This window comes from Streptomyces sp. NPDC028289 (genome assembly GCF_055565975.1).
This window is the reverse complement of record NZ_JBVHTI010000007.1, coordinates 526,384-540,047: the sequence shown is the minus strand read 5'-3', so window position 1 is coordinate 540,047 and position 13,664 is coordinate 526,384. Positions and strand designations below refer to the sequence as shown.

Sequence of the window (13,664 nt, the reverse complement as noted above, 5' to 3'; positions counted from 1 at the left end):
CGCCGAGAATTCCTCGGGGTGAGGAACAGGTTGACGACGGATGTCGTCAGGGAAGCGGCCGACGCGCTGGCCGGGCACGCGCTGGAACTGCCCGAGTTGGCGCATGCGCGCACGGTGGCGGCGTACGTCTCGGTCGGGAGCGAGCCCGGCACGCTCACGCTGCTGGACGCGCTGGTCACGCGGGGGGTGCGCGTGCTGCTCCCCGTGCTCCTGCCGGACCACGACCTGGACTGGGGCGCGTACGCCGGGGAGGGCTCCCTCGCCCGCGTCCAACACGGCGGGAAGATGGCACTGTTCGAACCCTCCGGTGAACGCCTGGGGCCGGACGCCGTGCTCGCCGCGGACGTCGTGCTGCTGCCGGGGCTCGCGGTGGACGCGCGCGGGATGCGCCTGGGGCGCGGCGGCGGGTCGTACGACCGGGTGCTGGCGCGTCTGGAGCGCGCGGGCGCGCGCCCGGCACTCGTGGTGCTGCTGTACGACACGGAGGTCGTCGGGCGGGTGCCCGCCCAGGCGCACGACCGGCCGGTGCAGGTGGTGGTGACGCCGTCGGGGGTGCGCCGGTTCGCGAGCCCCTGAGAGAGCCGCGCTGGTGCGAAAACGGCCCTCCACGCGCGCGTGGAGGGCCGTTTCAGTGGCGGGTGGCGTCGGGCTCAGGCCGTCCGGCTCAGGGCTTGAGGACGAGGGTGTCGCTGGTGCTGTCGTCGACCGCCTTGTCCGAGAACGACCACGGGAGCAGTTCGCCGTCGGCCCACTTGCCCGTCTGGTCGGTGTAGTGGGCGCTGAAGGCGTGACCGGAGGCTCCGGTGAGGTTGATCCACTTGGATTTGTCCAGGTCGTCGAGGTTGACGACCATCCGCATGGAGGGCACCCAGACGACGCCGTAGCCGCCGGCGGCGTTCCAGCCGGTCGCGTCGACCGTGGCCTCGCCGCCGCTGAGCTTCCAGGGGCCGCGGTTGAGGATGTACTGGACGACGGCCGGGCCGTCGGTGCCCAGGGTCTGGTTCTTCAGGAACAGGCGGTGCAGCCGGCCCCAGCTCCAGGTGTCGATGTCCTTGCCGAGCTTGGCGGTCAGCTCCCAGCGGGCGTCGATCATGGCGCGCTTGAAGAGCTCGTCCATGTTGTCGGCCTTGGGGCGGTCGCCCGCTCCGGCCGGCGTCTTCCACCAGTCGCTGTCCGGCTTGTTCATGAGGTTGCGGACCACCTCGAACCAGCGGTCGCCGCCGTCCGGCTGGGCCTGGTCGGCGTCACGCTCGCCGCACTCGCGCACCTTGGTGTCGTCATCCACCGGACCGGTGCTGTCGATCTTGTCGACCCACAGGCACTGGCCCTTGACCCGCAGCTCCTTGGGCAGCTTGTTGCCGAAGGCGAGCTTGAGGATGTTGCGCCACACAGCGTTGAAGTAGGCCGCGGCCGCGGAGTCGGCGTCCTGGGTGTAGTCCCAGCCCTCGAGGAGCTTCTGCGCCTCGCGGACGTCCTTGTCGTCGAGGTTGATCTTCAGCAGCTTGGGCACCAGCAGCTTGGCGATCTCGCTGCTGTTGTCCGTCTGCATCTGGCGCATGTCGTCGGTGGAGATCTTGCCGCCGTCCTTGATCTTCGACTCGATCAGGTCGGTGATGCGCTGGCTGCGGGTGCCGTATCCCCAGTCCGTGGTGAGCGTGTAGGGATACTTGTCCTTGTCGATCACGGCCTGGTTGGCGGTGACGATGTAGCCGCGCTTCGGGTCGTACTCGTAGGGCAGCTCGTCCTGCTTGATGAAGCCGGTCCACTTGTACGTGGAGTCCCATCCCGGCGCCGGGATGGAGCCGTCGTCCGCCGACGAGCGCGTGGGGATCTTGCCCGGCAGGGTGTAGCCGATGTTGTTCTTGGTGTCGGCGTAGATCAGGTTCTGCGAGGGCACGTCGAACTGGGCCGCCGCGTCCCGGAAGGAGGCCCAGTCGGACGCCTTGTCGAGGGCGAAGACGGCGTCCATGGTGGTGCCCGGGTCCAGGGCGGTCCACCTCAGGGCGATGCCGTAGCCGTCGCCGCGGTCGGGTGCGGCGGTGTCCACGGAGGCCTTCTTGCCGACCTCGACGAGTTCGTCGTCGCGGTCGGACAGCAGCGGCATGCCGTCGGCGGTCTGGCGTACGACGATCTTCTTGGACGCGCCCCCGGCGACCTTGATGGTCTCCGTGCGGGTCGTGAAGGGCTTGGTCTTGCCGTCGTACAGGTAGCCGTCGCCGGAGAGCTTCTCCAGGTAGAGGTCGGTGACGTCGACCCCGGAGTTGGTCATGCCCCAGGCGATGTCGGCGTTGTGGCCGATGATCACGCCGGGCATGCCGGCGAAGGTGTAGCCGGTGACGTCGTACTGGCACTTGCTGGAGACCGTGGTGCAGTGCAGGCCCATCTGGTACCAGACGGACGGCAGCGACGCCGACAGGTGCGGGTCGTTGGCGAGCAGCGGCTTGCCGGTGATGGTGTACTGGCCGCCGACGACCCAGGAGTTGGACCCGATGCCCTGGCCGTTCACGCCGACGGCCGTGGGGACGTCGTCCAGGACGTTGTAGAGGCTCTCCAGCTGGCTCGTGAGCGCCGAACCGGTGGACGACGAGGTCGTGGTGCCGCTCGTGCCCGCCGAGGTCCCGGAGCCGCTCGTGGAGTCGCTCTGCTCGAACGTCTTGGTGACCTCGTCGTACTGGCCCTGCTGGACGATCGGCTGGTTGCGGCTGTACGGGTAGTCCGGGTAGAGGTCCTTGATCTGCTGCGGCCCGAGACGGCTGGTCATCAGGGCGCGGTCGATCTCGTCGTCCATGTTGCCGCGCAGGTCCCAGGCCATCGCCTTCAGCCAGGAGACCGAGTCGACGGGGGTCCACTGCTCGGGCGTGTAGTCGTTGACGAACCCGAGGGCCGCGTACTCCAGGGAGATGTCCTTGCCGCTCTTGCCCTGGAGGTAGGCGTTGACCCCCTTGGAGTAGGCCTGGAGGTACTTCTTCGTGGAGGCCGACAGCTTGGTGTCGTACTCCTCCTTCGCGACCCGGTCCCAGCCCATGGTGCGCAGGAACTCGTCGTTCTTCACCTGGCCCTTGCCGAACATCTCCGACAGGCGCCCGGACGTCATGTGACGGCGCACGTCCATCTCGTAGAACCGGTCCTGCGCCTGGACGTAGCCCTGCGCCATGAACAGGTCCTCGTCGGTCGAGGCGTATATCTGCGGGATGCCGTAGCCGTCCCGCTTCACGGTCACGGGCCCGGAGAGGCCTTCGAGCGTGATCGAACCCTTGGTCTGCGGGAAGGACGCGCGGACCGTGCTGACCGACCAGTACGCCCCGTAGAAGACGCCACCGATGACGGCAAGGACGAGCACGAGCACGATCAGTCGGGCTCTGCGCCCCTTCTTCCTGCCGGACTTGCCAGGCTTGTCACCCGTTGTGGCGGTGGTGTTGGGGGGCATCGCTGTCCTTGCTGTCCTAACGCGAGCGGCAGGCGGTCCTGGAGTGCTGGAGCAACCATAGGCGCAGGGCCCTACGCCACTTGACGCGGAGTAGGGATCCGGCGGGCACGGGCGTTCGATCTTGCCTGGGGAAGCGTCAAGAAAGCGTCAAGAGTTAGGTAAGGTAACGAAGTACTTGGGTGCGGAGTGCCGCACTCTCGGTCCTGTGTACGTGAGCTTCCGCGTCGCCCGCGCGCGAGCCAAGGAAGGGAACCGCCGCTGACTGTCCACCACCTCAACCAGCTTCTGCTCGTCTGCTCCGTGGTCCTGCTCGTCGCCGTCGCGGCCGTCCGGATCTCCTCGCGCAGCGGGCTCCCCAGCCTGCTCGTGTACCTGGGGATCGGCGTCCTCATGGGCCAGGACGGCATCGGCGGCATCCACTTCGCCAACGCCGAACTGACCCAGGTCATCGGATACGCGGCCCTGGTCGTGATCCTGGCCGAGGGCGGACTCGGCACGAAGTGGAAGGAGGTCGAACCCGTCCTGGCGTCCGCCTCCATGCTGGCCCTGGTCGGGGTCGGGGTGAGCGTCGGCGTCACCGCCGCGGGCGCGCACTACCTGGTCGGACTGGAGTGGCGGCAGGCGCTCGTCATCGGTGCGGTGGTGTCCTCCACGGACGCGGCGGCGGTGTTCTCCGTGCTCCGGCGCATTCCGCTGCCCGCGCGCGTGACGGGCACCCTGGAGGCGGAGTCCGGCTTCAACGACGCCCCGGTGGTCATCCTGGTCGTCGCCCTGTCCACCGCGGGCCCGGTCGAGCACTGGTACGTCCTGGTGGGCGAGATAGCCATGGAACTGGCCATCGGCGCGGGCATAGGCCTCGCGGTCGGCTGGCTCGGCTCCTGGGGCCTCCGGCACGTCGCGCTGCCCGCCTCCGGCCTCTACCCGATCGCCGTGATGGCCATCGCGGTCACCGCGTACGCGGCCGGCGCACTGGCGCACGGCAGCGGCTTCCTCGCGGTCTACCTGGCCTCCATGGTGCTCGGCAACGCCAAGCTGCCGCACTGGCCGGCCACCCGCGGATTCGCCGAGGGGCTCGGCTGGATCGCCCAGATCGGCATGTTCGTCCTGCTCGGCCTGCTGGTCACCCCGCACGAGCTCGGCGACGACATCATGCCCGCCCTCGTCATCGGGCTGGTGCTCACCATGGTGGCGCGGCCGGTGAGCGTGATCGTCAGCCTCGCGCCGTTCCGGGTGCCCTGGGCGGAGCAGACCCTGATGTCCTGGGCCGGGCTGCGCGGAGCCGTGCCCATCATCCTGGCGACGATCCCCATGGTGAACGGCGTCGACACCAGCCACCGGATCTTCAACATCGTCTTCGTCCTGGTCGTCGTCTACACCCTCGTCCAGGGGCCGACCCTGCCCTGGCTGGCCCGGAAGCTGCGGCTGGGCGAGGGCCCGGAGGCCGCCGACCTCGGCATCGAGTCCGCGCCCCTGGAGCGGCTGCGCGGGCACCTGCTGTCAGTCTCGATCCCCGAGGGATCGCTGATGCACGGCGTGGAGATCAACGAGCTGCGGCTGCCCGCCGGGGCCGCCGTCACCCTGGTCGTCCGCGAAGGAAAATCGTTTGTTCCGCTGCCCGCGACGGTGCTGCGACGCGGGGACGAACTCCTCGTGGTCGCCACCGACCCGGTGCGGGACGCCGCGGAACGGCGGCTGCGCGCGGTCGGCGCCGGGGGCAAGCTGGCGGGCTGGCTGGGCACGAACGGGGCGGCGGGCGTGCGTTAAGGACGTGTTTCGGGTACTTCACACCTCAGGCAATCCCAGGTGAACGGGGGCCACGGTGCTCATTTTCACAGGTGTACCGCGCCCTCCCCCCTGTACGATGAAAGCACCTTGATCGAACCAACTCTGCCTGACGCAGAGCTGGCGCGACCGTATGGCGGCCGGAACGCTCTTCGCAGTGGATGCCGGTATCTACCGCAGTTCCGCGCAAGAGGACAGCTCTCGGCGCCCCCGCACGGGCGCGCTACCAGGCGGCAGAAAGGCACGGGCCGTGGCATCCACGGTCACCACCGAGCCGTCGGAGAACCCGGCGGCGCCGTCCCGCCCGGGATACGGACAGCTGCTGCGCACCCGCGGCGCCTGGACGTTCCTGCTCCCCGCTTTCGCGGCGCGCCAGCCGTTCGCGATGCTCACCATCTCCATCGTGCTGCTCGTGCAGCACACCACCGGCTCCTACGGCGCCGCGGGCGCCGCCGCGGCCGTCACCGGTGTCTCCATGGCGCTGTTCGCGCCCTACAGCGGCCGCCTGGCCGACCGCTACGGGCAGCGCGCGGTGCTGGTCCCCGGCGTGCTCCTGCACACCGTGTCCGGCCTCGTCCTGACGGCGCTCGCGCTGGCGCACGCGCCCCTGTGGGCACTGTTCGCGGCGGCCGTGCCGACCGGCGCCTCGGTGCCGCAGATCGGCCCCATGGTGCGAGCCCGCTGGGGCGTGAAGCTCCAGGACTCCCCTCTGATGTCCACCGCGGCCGCCTTCGAGTCCGTCACCGACGAGCTCACCTTCGTCTTCGGCCCGCTGCTCGCGACCGCCCTGTGCACCACCGTCGCCCCGGCCGCCGGCCTGGTCACGGAAGCCGCGCTCACCCTGGCCGGCGGTCTGCTGTTCGCCGCCCGCAAGAGCACCCAGCCCCAGGTGACCGGCACCGGCCACACGCGCGTGCGGCACGCCTCGGCGCTCCGCGTCCCCGGCGTACGCGTGCTGGTCGTCGCCTTCCTCGGCATCGGTTCCGTCTTCGGCGGCATGCAGGTCTCCCTCGCGGCGTTCACCGAGTCGATCGGCGAGCCCGGCCTGAACGGCGTCCTGTACGGCACCTTCGCCGCGGGGAACATGCTCTCCGGCATCGTGTGCGGCGCGCTCGCCTGGAAGGCCGCCCCGCACCGGCGCCTGGTGGTCGGCTACGCGGCGCTCGCGCTGACCGCGTCGGCGCTGTGGACGTCCCACTCGGTGCTCGTCCTGGCCGGTCTCGGCCTGCTGGTCGGCATGTGCATCGCGCCCGCCCTGATCACCGGCTACACGCTGGTCGAGGGCCTGGTCCCGGCCGGCGCCCGCACGGAGGCGTTCACGTGGCTGACCGGCGCGGTGGCGCTCGGCCAGGCGGCCGCGGTCACGGTCGCCGGACAGCTGGAGGACCGCCTGTGGGGCGGCGCCGGGTTCCTGGTGCCGATGGCCGGCACCCTGCTCGCCCTGGTGACCCTCCTGGCGCTGCGTTCGCGGCTGATCACCCGCCCCCGGAACCGTACCGTCGCACGTGGCGTCGGTCACCGAGTACCGCTGACGGTGGACTGATCCTCAGGAATACGTCACTATGGACCGTCGTTAGCACTCACTGAGTGAGAGTGCCAGGAGGAAGACAGTGCCGACCTACCAGTACCAGTGCACCGAGTGCGGCGAGGGCCTCGAGGCGGTGCAGAAGTTCACCGACGACGCCCTGACCGAGTGCCCCAACTGCGGTGGCCGCCTGAAGAAGGTGTTCTCCGCGGTAGGCATTGTCTTCAAGGGCTCGGGCTTCTACCGCAACGACAGCCGCGGCTCCTCGTCGAGCAGCAGCCCCGCGTCGAAGTCGGGCTCGGCGTCGTCGAGCACGTCGTCGGAGTCGAAGTCGTCCGACTCGAAGACCTCCGACTCGAAGTCGTCGTCCTCGACGTCTTCCTCGACGGGCTCGGCCAGCAGCTCCGCCGCCTGAGACCTCACCCCTCGGATCCCGCCGTCGTGCGACAGCGGGATCCGAGGCGTTCCCGGACCCCGGCACCTGCCCGGGCGGCCGGTTCGGGCGGGCGGCTAGTGTGCTGCGCATGGTGAACGCAGAGATCGGCGTAATCGGCGGTTCCGGCTTCTACTCGTTCCTCGACGACGTGACCGAGATCCAGGTCGACACGCCCTACGGGCCGCCCAGCGACTCCCTCTTCCTCGGCGAGATCGCCGGCCGCCGGGTCGCCTTCCTGCCCCGCCACGGACGCGGCCACCATCTGCCGCCGCACCGCATCAACTACCGGGCCAACCTCTGGGCGCTGCGCTCCGTCGGCGTGCGCCAGGTGCTCGGCCCGTGCGCGGTGGGCGGTCTGCGCCCCGAGTACGGCCCGGGCACGCTGCTGGTACCGGACCAGCTGGTGGACCGTACGAAGTCCCGGGCGCAGTCGTACTTCGACGGACTGCCGCTGCCCGACGGCGCCGTGCCGAACGTGGTCCACGTCTCGCTGGCCGACCCCTACTGCCCCACCGGCCGGGCGGCGGCCCTGAAGGCGGCGCGGGGCCGGGAGTGGGAGCCGGTGGACGGGGGCACGCTGGTGGTGGTCGAGGGGCCGCGCTTCTCGACCCGCGCCGAATCGCTGTGGCACCAGGCGCAGGGCTGGTCGGTGGTGGGCATGACCGGTCATCCCGAGGCGGCGCTCGCCCGTGAACTGGAGCTCTGCTACGCGTCGTTGACGCTGGTCACGGACCTGGACGCGGGCGCCGAGACCGGCGAGGGCGTCTCGCACGACGAGGTGCTGCAGGTGTTCGCGGCCAACGTGGACCGGCTGCGCGGCGTGCTGTTCGACGCGGTGGCGGCCCTGCCGGAGAACGCGGCACGGGACTGCCTGTGCACGAACGCGCTCGGCGGCATGGACCCGGGGTTCGAGCTGCCCTGACGCGGGCCGTGACGCGAGGGCTTTCCGCGGGGCGGACACGGGCGGAACTCCTCGTTCGGGTGGCCGAGTTGTCCACAACCGGTCGGTAGCCCACCGCCTCCGGCGGGTTTCGGCACGAGACCTCATCGTGGTCTCGCAAGCCGGTTCCTCGTCGCAGGTGGTGATTTCCGTGTCCGTTCCCCCCTCTCCTTCCCCCGTCTTCCCCCCTCCCCTCCGCGTCCCGCGCCCGCTGGGCACGGACGCCCCCGCCACCTGCGAGGTCCCGTACTTCGAACCGGTGCGGGTGCGCGGCGGGCGGTATCGGCTGGACCGGCTGCTGCGGCACCGCGGCCGGGCCCTCGCGGCGGGCCTCGCGGTCACGGCGGCGGCGCTCGTCGCGGCGGGACCGCGTACCGCCCTCGACCCCCTGCGGGCCGAGCGGCCCCGGGGCCACCCGGCCGTCACCCAGCCGGTACGACGGCACGCCCCGCCCGTGGACATGGTGACGGCACCGGTGCGGATCGCCGACGCGGCCACCGTCCGGCTGCTGCGCCCCGGCGACCGGGTGGACGTGATCGCGGCCGGGGATCCCGCGGCCGGCGGGGAGGCCCGGGTGATCGCACGCGGGGCGCGCGTGACGAAGCTGCCGGAGCCGGTCGACGCGGCCGCGGAGAGCGGGGCGCTGGTCGTGCTCTCGGTCCCGCGGACCACCGCCGCACAACTGGTCGGCGCGAGCGCCACGGCACGGCTGGCGGTGACCCTGTGTTGAACAGCCTGGGGCAATTTTCGGGACGCTCTGTGTCAAGTCGCTCGTTCGAGCTCCGGGATTGGGCGCAATGGCCGCACCGTGCCGTAGGTTGCGGAGCGTTTTGTTCCACACCCTGTGCATGTGAGGAGAGTCCCCGAGGTGAGCGCGAAGAAGGAACCGAGTATCTGGCAGGGCTTCAAGGCCTTCCTGATGCGCGGCAACGTCGTCGATCTGGCAGTCGCGGTGGTCATCGGCGCCGCCTTCACGAACATCGTCAACTCGGTGGTGAAGGGGCTCATCAACCCGCTGGTCGGCGCGATCGGCACGAAGAACCTCGACAGCTACAGCTCGTGCCTGAAGGACCCCTGCGTGCTCAACGCCGACGGCACGGTGAAGAGCGGTATCCCGATCATGTGGGGCTCGGTCCTGGGCGCCACGCTCTCCTTCGTGATCACCGCGGCGGTCGTGTACTTCCTGATGGTGCTGCCGATGGCGAAGTACCTGGCCCGTGTGGAGGCCCGCCGGAAGGCGCGGGAGGGCACGCACGAGGTGGTCGAGGTGACCGAGCTGGAGGTGCTGAAGGAGATACGCGACGCCCTGGTGGCGCAGCGCGGAAACGGTCACATCCAGCGTTAGCGGCGCTGCCGCGGAGGCTCCGGGCGGTCGCGCGGAGGGCTCAGAGGTGGTGGGGCGGCTTCTCGTCGAGGAAACGCCTGAGGTCGGCCGTGGAGTCGCCCTCCGGGCGGTCGCCCCAGCCGCGGTCGGTGTCGTCCGAGGACTGCCGGTCGAGCGGGTCGTCGAAGATCAGCGCGGGCTTCGGGTCGCGCGGCGCGGGCTCGGGGGCGGTGGTCATGTCCCAAGACTACGGCGCCCGCGGCTCGGGTCCGCCCGGGCGGGCGGGGCCGCCCGGCGGCCCCGCCCGCGGTCCTGCCGCCCACCGGGTCGCCCGCCCGCCTGCGGCTCCGTTCGCAAGCCGGTGCCCTTTTCTGCTGTGCTGGACGCATGACGTCGAGTTCTCCTCAGGCTCCCGCCCCACAGCACGCACCCCAGCCCCTCCGGCCGCTGCGCCGCCTCACCGCGCGCGGACGCGAGGAGTCCCACCGGGTCTCCTCACCACTCGAGCTCTTCTTCGACCTGTGCTTCGTGGTGGCCATCGCCCAGGCGGGCGAGGGACTGGTGCACTCGGTCGCCACGGGCCACGCGGGCGAGGGCGTCCTGAACTACGCGATGCTGTTCTTCGCCATCTGGTGGGCCTGGATGAACTTCACCTGGTTCGCTTCGGCCTACGACAACGACGACGCCCTCTACCGGGTCGTCACCCTGGTCCAGATCGCGGGCGTGCTGGTGCTGGCGGCCGGTGTCTCGCGGGCCTTCGCGGACCACGACTTCGCACTGGTCCTGATCGGCTACGTGATCATGCGGCTGGCGCTGGCCTCGCAGTGGCTGCGGGCCGCGCGGGAGGCCGAGGGGGCGGAGCGGACCATGGCGCTCCGGTACGCGGGCGGGGTGCTGCTGTGCCAGGTCGGCTGGGTCGGTCTCGTGGTGCTGCCGCCGCACGGGCGCCCCTGGGTGTTCCTGGTGATGGCGATCGCCGAGCTGTGCGTGCCCGTGTACGCCGAGAAGGAGCACAGCACCTCCTGGCACCCGCACCACATCGCCGAGCGCTTCGGGCTGTTCACGATCATCGTGCTCGGCGAGACGATCTCGGCGGCGACGGTCGCCGTGAAGTCGGCCGTGGCCGAGCACGACGCGCTCGCGGAGCTGCTGCCGATCGCGGCGGGCGGCCTGCTGATCGTCTTCTCGGCGTGGTGGATCTACTTCGTGGTGCCGATCCACGGCCATCTGCGCTCCAACAGACAGTCCTTCCTGTGGGGTTACGGCCACTACCTGATCTTCGCGTCGGCGGCCTCGATCGGCGCCGGCATCGAGGTGGCCGTCGAGGAGGCGGTCGGCAAGGCGCACATCTCCACGACGGCCGCGTCGACGGCCGTGACCGTGCCGACGGCGCTGTACCTGCTGACCGTGTGGGCGCTGCACTCGCGGCACTTCAAGGTGGGTCTCGCCCAGCAGCTGGTGCTGCCGGTGACGGCGCTGCTGGTGGTCTGCTGCACGTTCCTCGGCGACTGGGCGGTGCCGGCGGCGGGCGTCGTCTCCGCGCTGGCGGTGGCGACCGGCACGACCCTGACGGCGCGCACGGCCGGCCGCGAGCGCCCCGCGCAGGCCGCCACGGCCGCCTCCTGACCGGTCCGGGAGCGGGCCGGGAGCGGGCTGGGCTGGGCTGGGCTGGGCTGGGCTGGGCCAGACTGACCGTCATGACAGTTGACGCATTGACGGACGTGCCCGGGCTGCGGGTGGGACACGCCACCCGCACCGGCGAGGGCCTGCTCACCGGCACCACGGTCGTCCTGGCCCCCGAGGGCGGCGCGGTGGCCGCCGTGGACGTGCGGGGCGGGGGCCCGGGCACCAAGGAGACGGACGCGCTCGATCCGCGCAACCTGGTGGAACGGGTGGAGGCGATCGTGCTCACGGGCGGCAGCGCGTACGGGCTCGACGCGGCGTCCGGGGTGATGGCCTGGCTGGAGGAGCGGGGACGCGGGATGCGGGTGGGGCCGGATCCGGCGCATGTGGTGCCGGTGGTGCCCGCCGCCTGTGTCTTCGATCTGGGTCGGGGCGGGGACTTCCGGGCCCGGCCGGACGCGGCGACCGGGCGGGCGGCGGTCGAGGCGGCCGCGGCGAGCGAGCCGGGAGCCCGGGTGCCACAGGGGTGCGTGGGCGCGGGTACGGGCGCCGTGGCCGGGGCGCTGAAGGGCGGGGTGGGCAGCGCGAGCACCGTGCTGGACTCGGGGATCACGGTGGCCGCGCTGGTGGTGGCCAACGCGGCCGGCGCGGTCCTCGATCCGGAAACGGGGGCGTTGTACGGGGAGTTGTTCGAGGGGCGGGTGGAGTATCCCGAGGAGCGGGTGCACGAGGCCGCGCGCCGGCGGCTCGCCGAGACCGCCGCCCGGAACGGGCTGCCGCCGCTCAACACCACGCTCGCGGTGGTCGCGACCGATGCCGGACTCTCCAAGGCGCAGGCGCAGAAGCTGGCCGGGACGGCGCACGACGGGATCGCGCGCGCCGTCCGGCCGGTGCACCTGCTCAATGACGGGGACACGGTGTTCGCGCTGGCGACGGGGGGGCGGCCGCTGGACAAGCACCCGCTCGCGCTCAACGAGATCCTCGCGGCCGGCGCGGACCTGGTGACCCGCGCGATCGTGCGGGCGGTAAAGGCCGCCGAGTCGGTGGACGGGCCGGGCGGGGTGTGGCCGTCGTACAGCGAGTTGTACGGGGCGCGCTGACCACGGCCGGGGCGCGTCCGGAACCTTGCGCGTAGCTGTCGATTGTCCTGGTTCTGTCACGTGATGGCGTTCGCGGGCGCCGGAGGGAACCCCGAGGGGGGCCTCCGGCCTCTTTCTCCACGCACTGGAGCGGATCACGCACATCACAAGAACTCACATGAACCTGGAGCAGCCCGTGACATCGCCGGACATTGCAGCGCGGCGCGCACTGGGGGCCTGTGCCGCCCTGATGATCGGCGCCCTCACCCTCACCGCCTGCGGCGGCAACGCCAACGCCAACGACAAGAGCGACGGCGCCAAGGGCGGGCAGGACACCGCCGCGAAGACGTCGACCGCGAAGATCGTGATCTCGGCGAAGGACGGTTCGACCGGCGCGTCCATCAACACGACCGGCGTGCAGGTCAGCGACGGGAAGCTGACCGACGTCAAGATGACCGTGGCGGGGTCGGGGCAGGCCGTGGACGGCACCCTCTCGGCGGACGGCGGCAGCTGGAAGCCGAAGGAGCAGCTGGAGCGCGGCACGAAGTACGAGATATCGGCGACCGCCAAGGACTCCAAGGGGCTCACGGCGGCGGCCAACTCCATCTTCACCACCGTCAACTCGGCGAACAGCTACATCGGCACGTACACGCCGGACAACGGGACGACGGTCGGCGTGGGGATGCCGGTGTCGTTCAACTTCGACAAGGTCATCACCGACAAGAAGGCCGTGCAGTCGCACATCACGGTCACGTCCAGCAGCGGCCAGCAGGTGGTGGGCCACTGGTTCGGGGCGCAGCGGCTGGACTTCCGGCCGCAGGACTACTGGAAGGCCGGCTCCAAGGTCACGATGAAGATCGACCTGGACGGCGTCGAGGGCGCGAACGGCGTCTACGGCGTGCAGAAGAAGACGGTGTCGTTCACCGTCGGCCGTTCGCAGGTCTCCACGGTGGACGCGAACACGCAGACCATGACGGTGGTGCGGGACGGCAAGGTCCTCAAGTCGGTGCCGGTGTCCACGGGCAGCCCCGAGCACACGACGTACAACGGGCAGATGGTGATCTCCGAGAAGTTCACCCAGACCCGGATGAACAGCCAGACGGTGGGCCTCGGCGGGGAGTACGACATCCCGGACGTGCCGCACGCGATGCGGCTGACGACGTCGGGGACGTTCATCCACGGCAACTACTGGTACAACAAGTCCAACCCGCCGTTCGGGCAGCAGGGCACCAGCCACGGCTGCGTGGGGCTCGCGGACGTCCAGGGCGCGCAGGGGGACACGACGGCCAAGTGGTTCTACGACAACTCGCTCATCGGGGACGTCGTGATCGTGAAGAATTCCCCCGACAAGACCGTGCAGCCGGACAACGGGCTCAACGGGTGGAACCTGTCGTGGAGCGAGTGGACCGCGGGAAGCGCCGTCTGACCGGCACCTTTTGACTGTTCGCCGGGCCGCGCGGGAACTTTTCGCGCGGCCCGCGCGTTTTCCCGGCGTACGTTTTCTCGGTTCCCGGACATGATGTCCGAC

General features: G+C 70.8%; 12 protein-coding genes. 10 read left to right on the top strand and 2 right to left on the bottom strand.

What is annotated here, in order from left to right; genetic code table 11:
* The first annotated feature begins 30 nt into the window (after positions 1-30).
* Positions 31-576, top strand: a complete 546-nt coding sequence (locus ACZ4UV_RS35675; protein ID WP_451016250.1) for a 5-formyltetrahydrofolate cyclo-ligase — start codon at positions 31-33, stop codon at positions 574-576.
* An 88-nt stretch (positions 577-664) separates the two neighbouring features.
* Here the strand turns inward: ACZ4UV_RS35675 and ACZ4UV_RS35670 are convergent, their stop codons facing one another.
* Positions 665-3,427 carry a penicillin acylase family protein gene (locus tag ACZ4UV_RS35670; protein ID WP_467843638.1) on the bottom strand — a complete coding sequence of 921 codons (2,763 nt, stop codon included), beginning with the start codon at positions 3,425-3,427 and terminating at the stop codon, positions 665-667.
* Positions 3,428-3,613: 186 nt separating this feature from the next.
* Between ACZ4UV_RS35670 and ACZ4UV_RS35665 the strand changes: the two genes are divergently transcribed.
* The 6 genes from ACZ4UV_RS35665 (at position 3,614) to mscL (ending at position 9,455) form a co-directional block, all read left to right on the top strand.
* On the top strand, positions 3,614-5,191 hold the full coding sequence (locus tag ACZ4UV_RS35665; protein WP_451016252.1) for a potassium/proton antiporter: 1,578 nt from the start codon (positions 3,614-3,616) through the stop codon (positions 5,189-5,191).
* Between the two features lie 268 nt (positions 5,192-5,459).
* Positions 5,460-6,752, top strand: a complete 1,293-nt coding sequence (locus tag ACZ4UV_RS35660; RefSeq protein ID WP_451016253.1) for an MFS transporter — start codon at positions 5,460-5,462, stop codon at positions 6,750-6,752.
* A 67-nt stretch (positions 6,753-6,819) separates the two neighbouring features.
* Complete coding sequence (locus ACZ4UV_RS35655) at positions 6,820-7,149, top strand: FmdB family zinc ribbon protein (protein ID WP_351488264.1); 330 nt, start codon at positions 6,820-6,822, stop codon at positions 7,147-7,149.
* A gap of 109 nt (positions 7,150-7,258) precedes the next feature.
* Positions 7,259-8,092 (top strand): S-methyl-5'-thioadenosine phosphorylase, encoded by an 834-nt coding sequence (locus tag ACZ4UV_RS35650; RefSeq protein WP_451016254.1) that lies wholly within the window; start codon positions 7,259-7,261, stop codon positions 8,090-8,092.
* A gap of 169 nt (positions 8,093-8,261) precedes the next feature.
* Positions 8,262-8,840 carry a hypothetical protein gene (locus ACZ4UV_RS35645; RefSeq protein WP_467843631.1) on the top strand — a complete coding sequence of 193 codons (579 nt, stop codon included), beginning with the start codon at positions 8,262-8,264 and terminating at the stop codon, positions 8,838-8,840.
* 138 nt (positions 8,841-8,978) lie between these two features.
* Complete coding sequence (gene mscL, locus ACZ4UV_RS35640; RefSeq protein ID WP_390046846.1) at positions 8,979-9,455, top strand: large conductance mechanosensitive channel protein MscL; 477 nt, start codon at positions 8,979-8,981, stop codon at positions 9,453-9,455.
* Positions 9,456-9,495: 40 nt separating this feature from the next.
* Here mscL and ACZ4UV_RS35635 read toward each other — a convergent pair whose 3' ends face one another.
* On the bottom strand, positions 9,496-9,672 hold the full coding sequence (locus tag ACZ4UV_RS35635; RefSeq protein WP_390046844.1) for a hypothetical protein: 177 nt from the start codon (positions 9,670-9,672) through the stop codon (positions 9,496-9,498).
* Positions 9,673-9,821: 149 nt separating this feature from the next.
* Between ACZ4UV_RS35635 and ACZ4UV_RS35630 the strand changes: the two genes are divergently transcribed.
* From ACZ4UV_RS35630 to ACZ4UV_RS35620, 3 genes are all read left to right on the top strand, one after another.
* On the top strand, positions 9,822-11,060 hold the full coding sequence (locus ACZ4UV_RS35630) for a low temperature requirement protein A (protein ID WP_467843629.1): 1,239 nt from the start codon (positions 9,822-9,824) through the stop codon (positions 11,058-11,060).
* Between the two features lie 71 nt (positions 11,061-11,131).
* Entirely contained in the window at positions 11,132-12,157 is a 1,026-nt protein-coding gene (locus ACZ4UV_RS35625; protein ID WP_451016256.1) for a P1 family peptidase, read from the top strand.
* A 175-nt stretch (positions 12,158-12,332) separates the two neighbouring features.
* Positions 12,333-13,562, top strand: a complete 1,230-nt coding sequence (locus tag ACZ4UV_RS35620; RefSeq protein ID WP_451016257.1) for a L,D-transpeptidase — start codon at positions 12,333-12,335, stop codon at positions 13,560-13,562.
* The last annotated feature ends 102 nt before the right edge of the window (positions 13,563-13,664 follow it).